The sequence below is a fragment of the Mesorhizobium sp. WSM4822 genome (assembly GCF_055811155.1).
In genome coordinates this window covers 315,953-329,892 of sequence record NZ_JBVVQM010000007.1, presented here as the reverse complement: position 1 = coordinate 329,892, position 13,940 = coordinate 315,953, and the positions used below count along the sequence as shown (strand labels likewise).

The 13,940-nt window shown below is 61.0% G+C and carries 18 protein-coding genes and 1 tRNA gene; 7 read left to right on the top strand and 12 right to left on the bottom strand.

The features are described from left to right. Window positions 1-238: 238 nt before the first annotated feature. Window positions 239-313 (top strand) — tRNA-Glu (locus AC0L3E_RS18630). Window positions 314-691: 378 nt separating this feature from the next. Here AC0L3E_RS18630 and AC0L3E_RS18625 read toward each other — a convergent pair. Both AC0L3E_RS18625 and AC0L3E_RS18620 read right to left on the bottom strand, forming a co-directional pair. Further along, the gene (locus AC0L3E_RS18625) at window positions 692-994 is read right to left on the bottom strand and encodes a DUF1330 domain-containing protein (protein ID WP_256748143.1); all 303 of its coding nucleotides are present in this window, start codon (window positions 992-994) and stop codon (window positions 692-694) included. 113 nt (window positions 995-1,107) lie between these two features. After that, window positions 1,108-1,350, bottom strand: a complete 243-nt coding sequence (locus AC0L3E_RS18620; RefSeq protein ID WP_128308316.1) for a hypothetical protein — start codon at window positions 1,348-1,350, stop codon at window positions 1,108-1,110. Between the two features lie 165 nt (window positions 1,351-1,515). Between AC0L3E_RS18620 and AC0L3E_RS18615 the strand changes: the two genes are divergently transcribed. After that, window positions 1,516-1,707 carry a hypothetical protein gene (locus tag AC0L3E_RS18615; protein WP_473605325.1) on the top strand — a complete coding sequence of 64 codons (192 nt, stop codon included), beginning with the start codon at window positions 1,516-1,518 and terminating at the stop codon, window positions 1,705-1,707. 45 nt (window positions 1,708-1,752) lie between these two features. Here AC0L3E_RS18615 and AC0L3E_RS18610 read toward each other — a convergent pair whose 3' ends face one another. The 7 genes from AC0L3E_RS18610 to AC0L3E_RS18580 form a co-directional block, all read right to left on the bottom strand. After that, window positions 1,753-2,160: a TadE/TadG family type IV pilus assembly protein gene (locus tag AC0L3E_RS18610; protein ID WP_473605324.1), complete on the bottom strand. Its 408-nt coding sequence runs from the start codon at window positions 2,158-2,160 to the stop codon at window positions 1,753-1,755. Beyond that, on the bottom strand, window positions 2,150-2,590 hold the full coding sequence (locus AC0L3E_RS18605) for a TadE/TadG family type IV pilus assembly protein (protein WP_473605323.1): 441 nt from the start codon (window positions 2,588-2,590) through the stop codon (window positions 2,150-2,152). Before AC0L3E_RS18605 ends, AC0L3E_RS18610 begins: the two co-directional genes overlap by 11 nt. Window positions 2,591-2,594: 4 nt before the next feature. Beyond that, window positions 2,595-3,776: a pilus assembly protein TadG-related protein gene (locus AC0L3E_RS18600; protein WP_352581254.1), complete on the bottom strand. Its 1,182-nt coding sequence runs from the start codon at window positions 3,774-3,776 to the stop codon at window positions 2,595-2,597. A gap of 327 nt (window positions 3,777-4,103) precedes the next feature. Continuing rightward, window positions 4,104-4,532: a DUF6074 family protein gene (locus AC0L3E_RS18595; RefSeq protein WP_236382794.1), complete on the bottom strand. Its 429-nt coding sequence runs from the start codon at window positions 4,530-4,532 to the stop codon at window positions 4,104-4,106. 46 nt (window positions 4,533-4,578) lie between these two features. After that, complete coding sequence (locus tag AC0L3E_RS18590) at window positions 4,579-4,875, bottom strand: DUF982 domain-containing protein (RefSeq protein WP_473605322.1); 297 nt, start codon at window positions 4,873-4,875, stop codon at window positions 4,579-4,581. Window positions 4,876-5,035: 160 nt separating this feature from the next. Then, entirely contained in the window at window positions 5,036-5,275 is a 240-nt protein-coding gene (locus AC0L3E_RS18585; protein ID WP_473605321.1) for a hypothetical protein, read from the bottom strand. Between the two features lie 100 nt (window positions 5,276-5,375). Further along, window positions 5,376-5,798, bottom strand: a complete 423-nt coding sequence (locus AC0L3E_RS18580; RefSeq protein WP_127272230.1) for a hypothetical protein — start codon at window positions 5,796-5,798, stop codon at window positions 5,376-5,378. A 200-nt stretch (window positions 5,799-5,998) separates the two neighbouring features. On the opposite strand from AC0L3E_RS18580, the gene map reads away from it, so the two are divergent. Continuing rightward, complete coding sequence (gene map / locus AC0L3E_RS18575) at window positions 5,999-6,826, top strand: type I methionyl aminopeptidase (RefSeq protein WP_013532002.1); 828 nt, start codon at window positions 5,999-6,001, stop codon at window positions 6,824-6,826. A gap of 26 nt (window positions 6,827-6,852) precedes the next feature. On the opposite strand, the gene AC0L3E_RS18570 is transcribed toward map, so the two are convergent. The 3 genes from AC0L3E_RS18570 to AC0L3E_RS18560 are packed head-to-tail and all read right to left on the bottom strand — an operon-like array spanning window position 6,853 to window position 9,835. Continuing rightward, the gene (locus AC0L3E_RS18570) at window positions 6,853-8,178 is read right to left on the bottom strand and encodes a sensor histidine kinase (protein ID WP_473605320.1); all 1,326 of its coding nucleotides are present in this window, start codon (window positions 8,176-8,178) and stop codon (window positions 6,853-6,855) included. Beyond that, window positions 8,175-8,936 (bottom strand): response regulator, encoded by a 762-nt coding sequence (locus tag AC0L3E_RS18565; protein ID WP_032900681.1) that lies wholly within the window; start codon window positions 8,934-8,936, stop codon window positions 8,175-8,177. The genes AC0L3E_RS18570 and AC0L3E_RS18565 overlap by 4 nt, the downstream gene beginning before the upstream one ends. Window positions 8,937-8,977: 41 nt before the next feature. Next, a complete protein-coding gene (locus AC0L3E_RS18560; protein WP_473605319.1) occupies window positions 8,978-9,835 on the bottom strand; it encodes a MipA/OmpV family protein in 858 nt (285 codons plus the stop codon). Between the two features lie 234 nt (window positions 9,836-10,069). On the opposite strand from AC0L3E_RS18560, the gene radC reads away from it, so the two are divergent. From radC to AC0L3E_RS18540, 4 genes are all read left to right on the top strand, one after another. Further along, window positions 10,070-10,831 carry a RadC family protein gene (gene radC / locus AC0L3E_RS18555; protein ID WP_473605318.1) on the top strand — a complete coding sequence of 254 codons (762 nt, stop codon included), beginning with the start codon at window positions 10,070-10,072 and terminating at the stop codon, window positions 10,829-10,831. A 254-nt stretch (window positions 10,832-11,085) separates the two neighbouring features. Then, window positions 11,086-12,267, top strand: coding sequence for a carbohydrate kinase family protein (locus AC0L3E_RS18550; RefSeq protein ID WP_256748139.1), 1,182 nt, complete (start codon window positions 11,086-11,088; stop codon window positions 12,265-12,267). A gap of 72 nt (window positions 12,268-12,339) precedes the next feature. Then, window positions 12,340-13,116 (top strand): glutamine amidotransferase, encoded by a 777-nt coding sequence (locus AC0L3E_RS18545; RefSeq protein WP_027036876.1) that lies wholly within the window; start codon window positions 12,340-12,342, stop codon window positions 13,114-13,116. Between the two features lie 28 nt (window positions 13,117-13,144). Continuing rightward, window positions 13,145-13,915, top strand: coding sequence for an ATP-binding cassette domain-containing protein (locus tag AC0L3E_RS18540; RefSeq protein WP_473605316.1), 771 nt, complete (start codon window positions 13,145-13,147; stop codon window positions 13,913-13,915). Window positions 13,916-13,940 lie beyond the last annotated feature (25 nt).

Sequence of the window (13,940 nt, the reverse complement as noted above, 5' to 3'; positions counted from 1 at the left end):
TGAGCATTCGGGATTAGCCGAAGCCTCCCACAAACTTCGTCATCCTAGGGCGAAGTAGGGCGAGGCTCCGTCGCGGAGACCCTGGGATGACGAAACGATGGGTGTCGCCGCTAATTATCAAAGCCTGCCAACCCTCGGGAAATCGTTGATTTGGCTGGCCCGGAAAAAAGTTGTCCAAGGTGGCACCTGACGGGTTGCCGGTTGCGCACAACGCCAGTATAAGCCGCTTCGTCTGAGCGCGCCCATCGTCTAGCGGTTAGGACACCGCCCTTTCACGGCGGTAACAGGGGTTCGATTCCCCTTGGGCGTACCAGAAAAATAATGCGTTTAGCGCAAACCTCCCTCCCACTGTGGCCAATTTCGCCTGGCTCTCTGCCGCGGTCTTGAACTGACGCGCAGTCTTCCGCGATCACACCATAGGCTAACGCGGCCACACAGGTCATAATCCTGCTACAAAGTGGTCGATTCCTCAGGGATGTAGCCGCTCCAAGAGCCCGCCGCAGGTCGCCCCCGTGGCGGGCTTTTCATTGCACGGTCGAGTTGGGTTCTCGGGCACTGCGACAATGAGAAAGCCCCGCAGTGGTAAGCCCGCATTTATTGCCTGGTTTCCCGGCTTTAAACAGCTGACTTCGCGGTGTACGGATTCGGGCAAAAAAGCCGGATACTACCTGATGAAGGCGAGCCACCACGGTCAAAGAGTGGGTGTTGCAACCCCCTCGAGCGCAATGATCCTGGTGTTGGCGCAACGCTTCCGGATTTCAATAAGGCGGGCGTATTCCGGCGAATTGTACCAGCCCATCAACGACGTCATGTCGGGGAATTCGATAATAACCAAACGGTGTGGCTCCCAATCGCCCTCCAAAACCTTGGTCGCACCGCCACGACCTAGATATCTCCCACCATAACGCTCCTCGGTGGCTGGCACATCCCGCCGGTATTCCTCGAACGCAGCAGCGTTCTTTACGTCTACATCCGCGATCAGATAGGCGGCCATTTGCGCTTCCTCCTTCTCGACGGCGCCCGACCGTTACGCTCCGGTCGCGGGGGCGACGCCCGCCGGTCAAGACGCCCCTCTTCAGCGCTTCACCGGCAACCGCCGATGCGAAGTCAAAAGCCTGTTATAATCCACGGATTGGCGTCGTATCCGAGGCGCGGCTCTGCTTTTGCGCCGCTATCTCCCGATTTGGCGGTTCCGGTGAAACCACAGTCCAGATTTGGTGCGGACTTCTTGGCTGACGGGTTGGTGGAACATAAAGCGGCGGCGTCACTGACCGCCGCCTTCTTTTCCTTGGCAACAGCCACACCAGTCGCAGCGAAAACGACAGCCGCGCAAAATACAGCCACTCTCATTGGAACCCCCATATTGCACCCGACAGATGGTCGGACATGACCTAGCGTCACCTTAATATTAGCACTACGAAATATATTATCTAGCCCCGTGCCATCAAAAGCAGGCTGAGTGCCAAGCTTGCATCGTGACCGTCAAAACCGGTGCCAATCTGGACACCAGCCGGCATGAGTCGCATTCTGCTCGTGGAGAAGGACGTGGATCGACAAAACACAGGGGCTGATCAGGCCAAACGCTGGCGGGACCGGGCCCTGCGCAGTCGCCGGAGGCGTCTGTCACACAACGTCATGTCGTGGGCGCTGATCCTGACGGCGATAACCATTCTCGGCGGCCTGATCGCGTTCAAAGCGTACAAATGAGCAGGGCCCTAGCGCGCATTCTCGCCGATGGTTGTCGGCCACAGCCTAGCCGCTGCCAAGCAGCGGCACGGTAACGGTTGTCGCGTAGTTGATCGGGAAGGAACTGAAGTAGGGAAAGTCGATGACGAAGGCATAGGCGGCGGTCAGATGCGCCATGCGGAAGCCGCCGCTCACCGGGTCGATGGCGATGGTGACGTTCACGTCCTTGAACCCCAAGGCCTGCAATTTCTGCGTGGCGATCGATTGAATGTCGGCCTGGGTCAGCGTGTTTTTAAGCTGCAGCGAGCGCGCTGACGTCTCCAGCGTATAGCGAACACTGGAGACCGAGTGCATCGACCAGCCAAAGGCGAAGATTCCGAACAGCAGCATGACAAGGAAGGGCGCGATCAGCGCGAACTCCAGCCCGGCCCCGCCCGATCGATCCCACCGGAACGCGCTTACCCTAGCGGACACGGATCGTCTCCTGGTGACCGATGACGGTGGAAGTGGCAAAGGCGCCGAAGGCAATTGGCGGCACCCAGGTGCCTGATGCCTGTATCTGGACATAGACCGCTGGCACCTTCGGCCCACTGCACATGGTGGACGCGTCGACCACCGTCGCCCCGCACATTCGGATGCGGCTTAGCGTGACCTGGCCGTCTTCCGGCCGATTTTCCCAGCTCGCAATGGCAAGAGCCTGGGTCGCCGCATCATCGGTCGATCCGCTCATAACCAGGTTCGCGGCGGTCTTCACACCGGCGCGCATCGACAGCGAACTCGTTACGTAGGACCAGCCGTCCAGAATACCAAGCAGCACCAGGCACAGAATCGGCAGCACCATCGCGAACTCGACCGCCGCAACGCCCGAATCATCGCCAAGGCCCGGTATCGATCGGCGCCGCACGGCGCTACTCGGACAGTGCCACGGACCGCGCGGCTGGAATGTTGGGCACTCCGAGGCTCGAGCAATCCTGATTGATGGTTGAGTTACCGGACCATTGAATCGTGTTGGCGACGACCCTGGTGCAGCCGCCATTGCCCGAGAAATTGCCAAGATAGTTCACTTGCTGCTTAGGGAAATAGATGGCCCCGGTCAAAAGCGAGTCCGCGGTGCCGTTGAACGTGCTGGATGCGCTCATGCCGGTCCTGTCGCCGTAGAACAGAACCCCTGAATAGGTGCCCGAAGTCGCCGCGCTGAGCTTCACGGACGCATTGCCATTCATGCTGACCGTCGAACTGCCCGACATGAAGATGGTCACCCCGCTGCCGGTGATGGCTGCGTTGGCGTTTATCTTGAAACTGCCCTGGACGACATAGACGCCGGGCGAAAGCGTGACATTGCCCTTCAGGTTCATGCCGCTGCAATAGGTGCCTGGACCGAGCGTCGCCTTGTTGTCGTTCTGGCAGGGGGTCGCGGCCACCGGGGCCGGCAGGTCGACAAAGGGATCGCCGGCAGGCAGTGCCTGGGTGATCGGGACCGCGCAGACGGTGGTGACGGGGTTGCTGAGAGAGACACCGCCTGCCGATATCAGGCAATCGGCCTGCAGGCCGGCCGAGCCCTGAACCTTGATGGCGTCCGAGGCGATCGAATTGGACATGACCGAGCAGCCGTTGAGCTTGACGCTGGTGCTGCCGGAAAACAGCGCCGCCTGCGAAGCGGACGGATCGAGCGCGAGCATGCAAGCACTCGAAGCATCGGTAATGACGGCCACCGCCCTTGCCTGTTCGGGGACCTTGTCTTGCGTGAAGATCAGGGTGAACATCCGGTCGAGCTGCTGGCCGACGATCACCTCGACCGCTTTTTTCGCCGTATTCGGGCCGGAGGCCGGCGGCGTGTTGACGACGATCGTGCCCGAGCCCAGTCCGTTCGACGCCGCGGACTGGGTCGCGGCCGCGACGATCGTCGGCTTGTCGGAACCCGAGATCTGTTCGAGCGCACCGGCATAGGCGGCTGCATCGGCCGTCGCCTGTAACCTCAGGCTGTTGTAGTACCAATAGGAGGTCTCGACGCCGAAGCCCGCAGCGCCGACAACGACCGGCAAGGTCAGAGCAAAAATGGTAGCGACGTTTGCGCCCGTGCTCCGGCGCATGGCGTCCATTACAAGCCGAACACGGGTGAAGCTACTCAAGGCCATGGTTTAAATTAGAAAGCACGCATAAATGAACGAATGGCTAAAAAGTTCGTTGCATTTTTGAGCAGTGGTCCATTGGCTTCAAAAAAGAAGTGTTTCGCTGGCTGACCAACGCACAAGCGCGTCGATGTCTCAGAGTGGGCCGCCCCTCAAGGCCGGCGGGAAATTGCCGGATTCGCAGCCGAGACCGCGCGAACAACGACCGGGTCTCCGAAAAACACACCGGAGTAAACGTATTTACAAATTACTGTTCCATGTGTGGAGGATGGAGGTTCAGGATTTGCTTCAAGCGGAAAGAATTGGCATCGACTCCGCGACCGTATCAGCCAACATCTCTCGCTGCACGGCCAGGAAAAACCTGCGCACTTCATCGCTGGCTGCTGTTCTGTCCCTGCCGGAGCCGACCACAAGATCGAGCAACTCCGACGCCTTGGCTCTCCAGAACGAGGTGGCGGTCTCGCCATGCAGATTGCCGAGCTTGGCGGCAACCTCCCTGACCAAGAATACCTGACGGTCGATCGGGAATGCACGGACTTTTTCTGGGGACATCTTCCAAACCATGAGACTGACGCAACGAATCAACCATTGCCAACAAGCAAAGGCGTAGCCGGGAAGATGGAAACGGAAGCTTAACAGGGCGGACCTTGGTGCGGTGCTGTCGTCGGGACGAAACGCGCGCAACGGCGCGCTCACGACATTGCCGCGTGCGTTCAAATACGATCGCCGGTGTTTTAATCGGGCAACGAACAGGGCACAGCCCTCAGGCCTGGAGCGCCCTCGCCTCACCGCCGCGCCTGCGCGGCGTCATCATGTCCCTGGCCATCAGTCCACTGGCGCGGCAAAACGCCATGAACGCCCGGCAGGCATCCTCGGTCTTGACCACGTCCACCGTGGCGCCAAAGCAGGCGTTGAACGCTTTCTGATAGATCGGGCCCTGACGGCGCGCAGGCCAGTCCTGGAGAAAATCGAGCGCCTGTTCGACGCCATAGATTTCCTCGACTGGCAGACCGGGTCCAGGCGCTATGCGCACAGGCACCTCGAATTGCAGTCTATCCATTTCCTGTCTCCCGAACGGCATCGCCGAGGCAACGCCGTTCGTCGTCAAAAGTTGCTTTGACCGGCTTCTGGCCCAGAAATGTGTCGTCACTTGGGTCGCGGGCCGCCATGTCGCGCCAAACAAATCGCGCACCCGAGATCTGTCCTGGGGTGACATATGCTCACTGGTTCGCCGGATCCGTCTCCGCGTCGAAGGCCATGCGACTGGCGGTGATCAGTACAAATACCGTCGGCACGGCGAAGATGCCGCCGAGAACAAGGGCCGCCATCGCCGACAGGCCGAGCGCCTCGGCAACCGCCCAATAGACGGTTCCGATGCAGATGAGCGCCTGGACGCAGAGGAACGCGGCAGCCGAGGCCGCGCGCGACAGGGTTTTGAAGGTCTTGATGCGTTGTTGCATTGAAAAAATCCGGAAATGACGCGCCGCGCGGCCGACAGCCGCCGCACGATCACGACGCGAACAGGAATAGCGATGAGGTGGGGGTACGGCCCTGGGCCGCTCAGGCCGTGATGGTCGGGGGTGCGCGCGGCTGGTTGGTGCTCGCCCCGGGAACCGAGGCGGCCCCATATCCCGAGACCATCGCTCTTTGCGATGGCCGTTCGGCCCAAAGAAAAACAGCGTCGGGGACCGGAAGCGCGGGGTGGCCGCCGGCGAACTTGACCAGGACCGGACGGCCGGCACGAACCTCCAGCGCTTGCGCCTTGCCGGTGACACGCAGCAGCGCCGCCACTTCGCCCGACCGCTCGACACCGACGCTGACACCGCTTGGCGCAGACCCCGCAAAGCCTGACGCCACCGGCAGGCCGAAGCACAGCATCGCCAGCAGCACCATGCCCATCAGGCATGAGCACGCTGCCGTCAGCGGCGCTTCAGGCCATCCGGTTTGCCTGGCCGCCGCGAAGGGACGCGATCTCGAAAACATCACCCGCCCTAACGCACCATGGCCAGAAAGGGAAGCAAACCGGGCAAAAACCGGCAAGACATCGCCCTTGCGAGGCAAATATCGGGAAGCGCGCGGCCGCATCAGACAGTTCTTCCTTGAACCTTTTGCCCTCAAGTGCCAAATCTGGGGAAATTTTCACGCTGGCTCTCATGCAGAGCCCTACCCGCTACACGGACAAAATGGTCACCTATCTCGACGCTGCCACGGCCCCGCTCAGAAATACCGGCCAGATCCGCCTCTATGGCGAGGACGGCTTTGCCGGCATGCGCAAGGCATGCGATCTCACCGCACGCTGCCTCGACGAGCTGGTGCCGATGGTCCAGCCCGGCGTCACCACCGAAGCAATAGACCGCTTCGTCTTCGAATTCGGCATGGACCACGGCGCGCTGCCGGCGACGCTCAACTATCGCGGCTACACGAAATCGTCCTGCACCTCGATCAACCATGTCGTCTGCCATGGCATTCCCGACAACAAGCCGCTCAAGGATGGCGACATCGTCAACATCGACGTCACCTACATCCTCGACGGCTGGCACGGCGATTCTTCGCGCATGTATCCGGTCGGCACGATCAAGCGCGCCGCCGAGCGGCTGCTCGAAGTCACGCATGAATGCCTGATGCGCGGCATTGCAGCGGTCAGGCCGGGCGCCCGCACCGGCGCCATCGGCGCCGCCATCCAGACCTTTGCCGAAGGCGAGCGCTGCTCGGTGGTGCGCGACTTCTGCGGCCACGGCGTCGGCCAGTTGTTCCATGACGCGCCGAACATCCTGCATTACGGCAGCGCCAATGAAGGCGTCGAGATGCGGCCAGGCATGATCTTCACCATCGAGCCGATGATCAATCTGGGCAGGCCGCATGTGAAGGTTCTGTCGGACGGCTGGACTGCGGTGACGCGCGACCGCTCGCTGTCGGCGCAGTACGAGCACACGATCGGCGTGACCGACACAGGGTGCGAGATTTTCACGCTGTCGCCCAAAAAGCTCGATCGCCCCGGCCTGCCGGCTTAGAGCGCGTCTGCCCGGCAGGAGGCCGTCTATGCCGACTGCACGCCAGCGGCATTCGGCAGGTCGATGGTGACGACCAGTCCGCTGGGCTGGTTGTCCTCCAATTCGATCCTGCCGCCGTGACCCTGGACGATGTCGGCAACGATCGACAGGCCCAGACCGAAGCCATGCTTCGATGCAATGCCGCGCGACGCGTCTTCCTTGAAGAATGGTTCGAAAACACGGGCGCGTGCCGTCATCGGAATACCCGGCCCGTCGTCCCCTACCGTGATGCGCGCCGCCGTGCCGGTCGCCGTCAAGGCGACCGTGACATTGCCAGCGAATTTGACCCCGTTGTCGCATAGATTGGCGATCGCACGCGCCAATGCATTGGGCTTGCACCAGCCCAGGAGCCGGTCCGGCCCGGAATATGAGACAGGAAATCCGACATCGGAGAACTCGGCGCAGACGGTTTGCAGAACGCTGGCAATGTCGGCGAGCTGCAGCTTCTCCGTCGAAACATCGTTGCGCAGATAGGTCAGGGTCTCGTCGATCAAGATTTCGATGTGCTGGACATCGGACAGGATTGCGGTTCGGATGGGTCCATCATCCATACGCTCGGCGCGAAGCCGCAGCCGCGTCAACGGCGTGCGCAGATCATGACTGACGCTGCGCAACATGCGCGTGCGATTTTCGATCATCGTGCGGATGCGCGTCCTCATCCTGTTCAGGGCGCGCGCCAATCCCACCATTTCAATGGAGCCGTGTTCGACGAAGAGCTGTTCGCCATTCTCAATCTCGGCCGAACCGACTGCTGCCGAGATGCGCTTCAATGGATCCGTCACGGCCCAAACCGCAAACAGCCAGATCAGCACGGGCAAGGCGACGAAAGCCATGAACCTGTAGAACGAGGCACGGACGAGGCCCGATGTCAGCCAGGAATCGGGCATGCCAAAATGGGCCAGGACGTCCTGCTGGTCCAAGTCGATGACAAACGCGTATCGGCCGCCGATCCTTAGCCAGCGTCCATCAACCGTCCCCCTGTCGATACGCAAAAGCCATTCGACACTTCGCCATTGCAGATAGGACTGGGGAATGCCGGCTATCTGGTCCTTGGGCAATATCTCGAAATCAAAGCCGGCCCGCTTTGCTGTCGCCAGAATTGCGCCACGCGCCTCCGCCGGCGTTTCTAGCAACAAGGCAGCAACAACGCCTGCACGCCTTGCGTTATCTTCCGCTGCGGGAAGGTCGACGTTCTCTATGAAACTCTCAACGACCGAACCGACGAACATGATCACGATCACCGCGATGAAAATGATCGCCACAAACTGCCCACGCACGGACTGCGGCAGGAAACGGCGGAGGATATCACTCATGCTTCCTCCACCGTCGCGGTGAAGATATAGCCACCCAACCGAACGGTCCTCAAAAGCACCGGATCGCGCGCATCCTTTTCGATCTTCCTGCGGATTCGACTGATATGGACATCGACGCTACGCTCGATCGGCCCCGCGAGCCCGGCATGGGTTACGCCCAGAAGTTCCTCGCGAGAGAGAACCCGGCCTGCATTGCGACAAAACGCAAGCAACAGGTCGAATTCATGCGTCGTGGTCGTAACCCGCGCATTGTTGGGGTCATGCAATTGCCGGCGTATTGGATCGAGGCGCCAGCCGTTGAAACGGAGGACCTTCGACCAGTCCCGCTCGTCTGGAGCATAGGCTGTACGGCGCAGCAGCGCCCGTATCCTGGCCGTCAGTTCGCGCGCGCTGAACGGTTTCGTCACATAGTCGTCGGCGCCGATTTCCAGCCCGAAGATGCGGTCGATTTCCTCGCCGAGCGCGGTCAGCATCAGGATCGGAATGTTGGTTCCGGCACGAAGACGGCGGCAGATGTTGAGACCATTTTCGCCCGGCAGCATGACATCGAGCACGATGAGATCGAATTTCTGGTTGCGAAGCGCAGCGTTCATCTGGACGCCGCTCTCGGCAATTTCCACGATCATGCCGTTGTCGGTGAGCGTCTCGCCCAGCATGCGCGCGATCTCAAGATCGTCTTCGACAATGAGGATGCGCGAACCTTGCCTGGCCGACCTGGATTCGGCGCTCAAATCGCTTTGGTGCCGTTGCTGTGCCATTCCGGAGTTTGTCTAGCCTGCATTTGGTGCCTGGGTAGGCGTCAGAACCGATATCCGACGAGAAGCATCCCTGAAGGCTGGATCTTTTCGAGGACAACAGGGCTGTCGGCAGCGTCCCCCAAGAGAACACCGACCCCCGCTTCGCCGCGCACCATCCAGCTCTCGTCGAGCATATATGTGGCGGAAATCGAAAAATCGGCGCGCTTCAAACCGGCACCGGCATCATAGCGCGCCAGCCCCGAGCGAGCCGATTGTTCGGGCGTGACACCAAAATAGGCCTGCATGTAATTTTCGTCGGCAAAGACGGCGGACGCGCTGGCGCCGATCATCAACGATTGAGACAGAGGCCGGGTCACCTCGATCCCCACCCTGCCCTCCAGGCCATCGCTGCCGCCGATGGTCTTGTCCAGTTGCGCGAATATTTCGGCCGGACCGAACTTCGCCGCTGCCTTCACGCCGACCGTCGCGCCCATGTCGACGTCCCCCAAGCCGCGCAGATGGTCGGAGTCGTCTTCCTTGCGGCCCATCTCATAGCCAAGCCGAGCGCTGAACGCGAACGGTCCTTGTTCATAGACGGCGATGTTGGCACCTGTCGGGTCGATCGTCACCGTGTCGAGGAATGTCGCCGTGACGAAAGGCACCGGCATGATCTTGAACTCATTGCTGCCTTCGTATTTGGGGACGATGATGGCGCCGCCGCCAAGCACGACATGCCAGTCGGCCAGCTTCTGTTCGAAACGCCCGAAACGGGAAGGCTCGGGCGGCAGGGTAAAATCATCGGAATTCACCGCAATGGCGTCTGCCGCCAGCGCGCCCTCCGAATGCGTCGAAAGCAGGATTGCCATGGCCGCGAGAGATGCCCGGCCGGCAAATAGTCCAGAGTCAATTTTGGCGAACATGCGCGCTCCAGTATAGCGAGGCAACGAGCCTCCGATGGCGCCAACATGTCAGGTGAAAGTGGCCGCATGCGTTAAGTGATGTTAAGTTTTGTTGCGCAATCGTGGTTTCATCTTGCCGTATGAGAAAGCCATAGCCACGATCTGCCGTGGGGCGTCTCGCGATCGGGGAACAGAACTGTTTCAATCCCGGCCAGAACAGTTCTAATGGCTGCGCCGGAGCAATGTGGGCGGTGTATGGGGAACACAAACGACGACGACGAGCGGAGTTTCTTCTCCGAAGCGCCGATGCCGCCTGCGGCGAAAGCCAAGGCGACGCTCGACGAAAAGCCGCATTACCTCGGTCACCGCGACCGACTGCGCGAGCGTTTTGCCCTGGCGGGTCCGGACGCCCTGCCCGATTACGAACTTCTGGAACTTCTGCTTTTTCGCCTGATCCCTCGTGCCGACACCAAACCGGCGGCCAAGGCGCTGCTGGCGCGCTTCGGCACGCTGGCCGAAGTGCTCGGGGCGCCGGTTGGCCTCTTGCAGGAAGTCAAGGGCATTGGCCCTGCGGTGGCGCTCGATCTCAAGATCGTCGCGGCAACCGCGCAGCGCATGGCGCGCGGAGAGGTGCAGGGTCGCGAAGTCCTCTCGTCCTGGACACAGCTTCTCGCCTATTGCCGGTCGGTCATGGCCTTCGAGGCGCGCGAGCAGTTCCGCATCCTGTTCCTCGACAAGAAGAACGCGCTGATCGCCGACGAGGTTCAGCAGACAGGCACCGTCGACCATACGCCCGTTTACCCGCGCGAGGTGGTCAGGCGCGCCCTCGAACTCTCGGCCACCGCCATCATCCTGGTCCACAATCACCCGTCGGGCGACCCCACACCCTCACGAGCCGATATCGAAATGACGAAGGAGATCATCGAGGCGGGCAAGCGGCTGGGCATCGCGGTGCACGACCACATCATCGTCGGGCGGAAGGGATATGCCAGCATGAAGGGCCTGTTGCTGATCTGACGGGCCGGGGGCATGCCAAGACCGTCCGATCAAGCCCGGGCGATCGAATGAAGTGCAGGAAATTCGCCTGCACAATCTTTTACCAAAAAATTTGAAAATTGTTCAATCTTGGAAAGAGGGCCCAAGGTCCGCTCTATCTCTGGATTAAACTTCCAATCGAGGGGAATTCTCTCTTGATTTTTAGAAGACAATTCCGTTGAGGCATCGCATTTTCGCTGCTACCGTTTTGAAACGCTTCAATTGGAACTCCGCCATTGCAACGCAAGCGCCCGACCATAGCGGATGTCGCACGAACCGCCGGTGTCTCCATCGGCACGGTTTCGAATTTCATCAATGGAACGGCAAGCCTGAAGGAAGGCACGCGCGACCGCATCGAGAAGGCGGTTGCCGCGCTGATGTATCGGCCGAGCTCCTTTGCGCGCTCACTGCCGGGCCGCGCGCCACACAGGCCAAAGAACCTCGATCACCTGCCAAGACTTCTGGTCGCCGGCAGGGTGAGTGTCGACTTCCTGTGCCGCGTCGACGTGCTGCCGCATCGCGACGACCGGATCACCGCCAGCCACATCGACAAGGCGCTGGGTGGCCCCGCGGCCAATCTCGCGGTTGCCGCCGCCGGCATCGGAGCACCCTACGCGCTGGACGTTGAACTGGCGACAGCAGTTGGCCAGGATCCAGAGAGCGATTGGGCGCTCGGCGCGCTTTCGAAACTGGGTGTCCACGCCTTGCCGATCCGCAACACGCCCAACAACCGCCTCTCCCAGGCGATCGTGATCATCGAGCGCAATGGCAGCCGGACGATCATCAGCGAACCGTTCGAGCTGGGCGAGGTCGACCTGACAGCCAATCTGGATATCCAGCCCGAGCAACGCCCGGCCTGCCTTCATATCGAAGGCTTTCACTACGAGACGATGACCGCGTCCATCGCGCGCTTTCATCAGGCGGGCTGGAAGGTGAGCCTGCATTCGGCCGGCCTTCCCAAAAGCGCACGCACGCCGGAAACCTTCTCGCAGATGGTCAAACAGATCGATCTGACCTTCATCAACGATGTGATGATACGGGAGATCTTCGACTTTCGCAGCCGCATGGCAACGACGATCGAAGAGGTGCGAGCGATGTTATCACGCATCAAACAACGGGGAACGGTCGTGCTCACCCTCGGCGAGTTCGGCGCCGTCGTTTTTCCGGCGAATGGCGGTCCGCAGATCGAGGTGCCGGCGCTGCCGGTCAATCGCGTCGACGCGACGGGCGCCGGCGACAGCTTTGCCGGCATCTTCCTTGCCCTTTGGCTGCATGGCGCGTCGCTCGACGACGCCGCGCGCTATGCGGCAATTGGGGCGAGCCTGACGACAACGGTCGAAGGCGCGCAGGGTTACATCGCAGACTTTGCCACGCTGAAGGCTGCGGCCCTGGCGAACAATGCCGTGCTGGCCAGTTGAAACAATGGCTTATCGACGTTTCGACCTGGCGCGGAACACCGCATCAACCGACGAAATCAGGAGAGTATGATCATGGCGAAAACAAAAGTCCTTCTCGTCGGCGAAAGCTGGGTGAGTTCGGCGACCCACTACAAGGGGTTCGACCAGTTCGGCAGCGTCACCTTTCACCTGGGCGCAACACCCCTGGTGGACGCCTTGAAGGACAGCGAATTCGATCTCGACTACATGCCCGCTCACGAGGCCGTCGAGAAGCTGCCTTTCACCATGGAAGGGCTGTCGCAATACAGGACGATCATCCTGTCCGACATTGGCGCGAATTCGCTCCTGCTCCACCCCGATGTCTGGCTGCACGGCAAAACGGTTCCCAACCGGCTCAAGCTCCTGCGCGACTGGACGCTGGCCGGCGGCGGCCTGATCATGATCGGCGGCTATTTCAGCTTCCAGGGCATTGACGGCAAGGCGCGCTGGCATCGCACGGCGGTCGAGGAGGCGCTGCCGGTGACCTGCCTTCCCAATGATGACCGGCTCGAAATTCCGGAAGGCTTTCGTCCTGAGATCACTGGTTCCAGGGATCATCCGATTTTTGCCGGCATCGAGGGCGAATGGCCGCTGCTGCTCGGTGCCAACGAGGTCATCGCCCGTGATCGCGACGATGTCGAGGTCCTGGCGCGGCTGCCGCAGGACCAGGGCGGCCATCCCCTGCTGGTTACCGGGCGCCATGGCGAAGGGCGTACGCTGGTCTGGACGTCGGACATCGGTCCTCACTGGCTGCCGAACAGTTTTGTCGAATGGCCTGGCTACGCGCGGCTTTGGACCAACGTGCTGCGCTGGGTCAGCAACGCCGCCTAGCCGATCCGCAATCGTCGGGGAACCCGTCATGACAGAGCCCTTTCTTGTCGCCAGAAACATCGCCAAGCGCTTCGGCGCTCTGACCGCGCTGGCAAATGTCGATCTGGAGATCCGCTCCGGCGAGGTGCTGGCGCTTCTCGGCGACAATGGCGCCGGCAAATCGACCTTCATCAAGATCCTGGCAGGCGCTCATCCGCCCAGTGGTGGGGAGCTTGTGATCGAGGGCAATCCGGTCGCCTTTCACTCGCCCAAGGATGCCGCGGCATCGGGGATCGCGACGATCTTTCAGGAACTGGCGCTTTCGGAGAACCTGTCGATCGCAGAAAACGTCTTTCTCGGCCGTGAATTGAAACGCTCCATTTTTGGCATTCCGTTCCTGAAGCGCAAAGAAATGCGCCAGCGCGTCGACGGCCTGCTGAAGGAGCTCGATGCTCATATTTCCGATCCAGAAGCGCCTGTAGGCAGTCTGTCGGGCGGCCAACGCCAGGCCGTCGCAATCTGCCGGGCGCTCAATCTGAATGCCAGGCTGGTCATCATGGATGAGCCGACCGCGGCCCTTGCCGTTGCCGAAACGCGCAAGGTCCTGGCGCTGACACGGCGGCTTGCCGCACGCGGCTGTGCCGTTGTGCTCATCAGCCACAACATTTCCGAGGTCTTCGAGGTCGCCGACCGCATCGTGGTGTTCCGACGCGGCCGCAAGGTCGCCGAACGGCTGGCGGCCGAGACCCATCACGAGGAAGTCGTTTCGCTCATAACAGGCGCTCATCCCGACGTGCGGGCGCTTGAAAAAACAAACTGAAACGCACGTCATTTCCAGAGAGGTT

Excerpts from the sequence above, each read along its gene's own strand:
- AC0L3E_RS18625 (WP_256748143.1), bottom strand. The coding sequence starts at position 994 with ATGGCCGCCTATCTGATCGCGGATGTAGACGTAAAGAACGCTGCTGCG.
- AC0L3E_RS18620 (WP_128308316.1), bottom strand. The coding sequence starts at position 1,350 with ATGAGAGTGGCTGTATTTTGCGCGGCTGTCGTTTTCGCTGCGACTGGT.
- AC0L3E_RS18615 (WP_473605325.1), top strand. The coding sequence starts at position 1,516 with ATGAGTCGCATTCTGCTCGTGGAGAAGGACGTGGATCGACAAAACACA.
- AC0L3E_RS18600 (WP_352581254.1), bottom strand. The coding sequence starts at position 3,776 with ATGCGCCGGAGCACGGGCGCAAACGTCGCTACCATTTTTGCTCTGACC.
- AC0L3E_RS18590 (WP_473605322.1), bottom strand. The coding sequence starts at position 4,875 with ATGGATAGACTGCAATTCGAGGTGCCTGTGCGCATAGCGCCTGGACCC.
- AC0L3E_RS18585 (WP_473605321.1), bottom strand. The coding sequence starts at position 5,275 with ATGCAACAACGCATCAAGACCTTCAAAACCCTGTCGCGCGCGGCCTCG.
- AC0L3E_RS18580 (WP_127272230.1), bottom strand. The coding sequence starts at position 5,798 with ATGTTTTCGAGATCGCGTCCCTTCGCGGCGGCCAGGCAAACCGGATGG.
- map (WP_013532002.1), top strand. The coding sequence starts at position 5,999 with ATGGTCACCTATCTCGACGCTGCCACGGCCCCGCTCAGAAATACCGGC.
- AC0L3E_RS18570 (WP_473605320.1), bottom strand. The coding sequence starts at position 8,178 with ATGAGTGATATCCTCCGCCGTTTCCTGCCGCAGTCCGTGCGTGGGCAG.
- AC0L3E_RS18565 (WP_032900681.1), bottom strand. The coding sequence starts at position 8,936 with ATGGCACAGCAACGGCACCAAAGCGATTTGAGCGCCGAATCCAGGTCG.
- AC0L3E_RS18560 (WP_473605319.1), bottom strand. The coding sequence starts at position 9,835 with ATGTTCGCCAAAATTGACTCTGGACTATTTGCCGGCCGGGCATCTCTC.
- radC (WP_473605318.1), top strand. The coding sequence starts at position 10,070 with ATGGGGAACACAAACGACGACGACGAGCGGAGTTTCTTCTCCGAAGCG.
- AC0L3E_RS18545 (WP_027036876.1), top strand. The coding sequence starts at position 12,340 with ATGGCGAAAACAAAAGTCCTTCTCGTCGGCGAAAGCTGGGTGAGTTCG.
- AC0L3E_RS18540 (WP_473605316.1), top strand. The coding sequence starts at position 13,145 with ATGACAGAGCCCTTTCTTGTCGCCAGAAACATCGCCAAGCGCTTCGGC.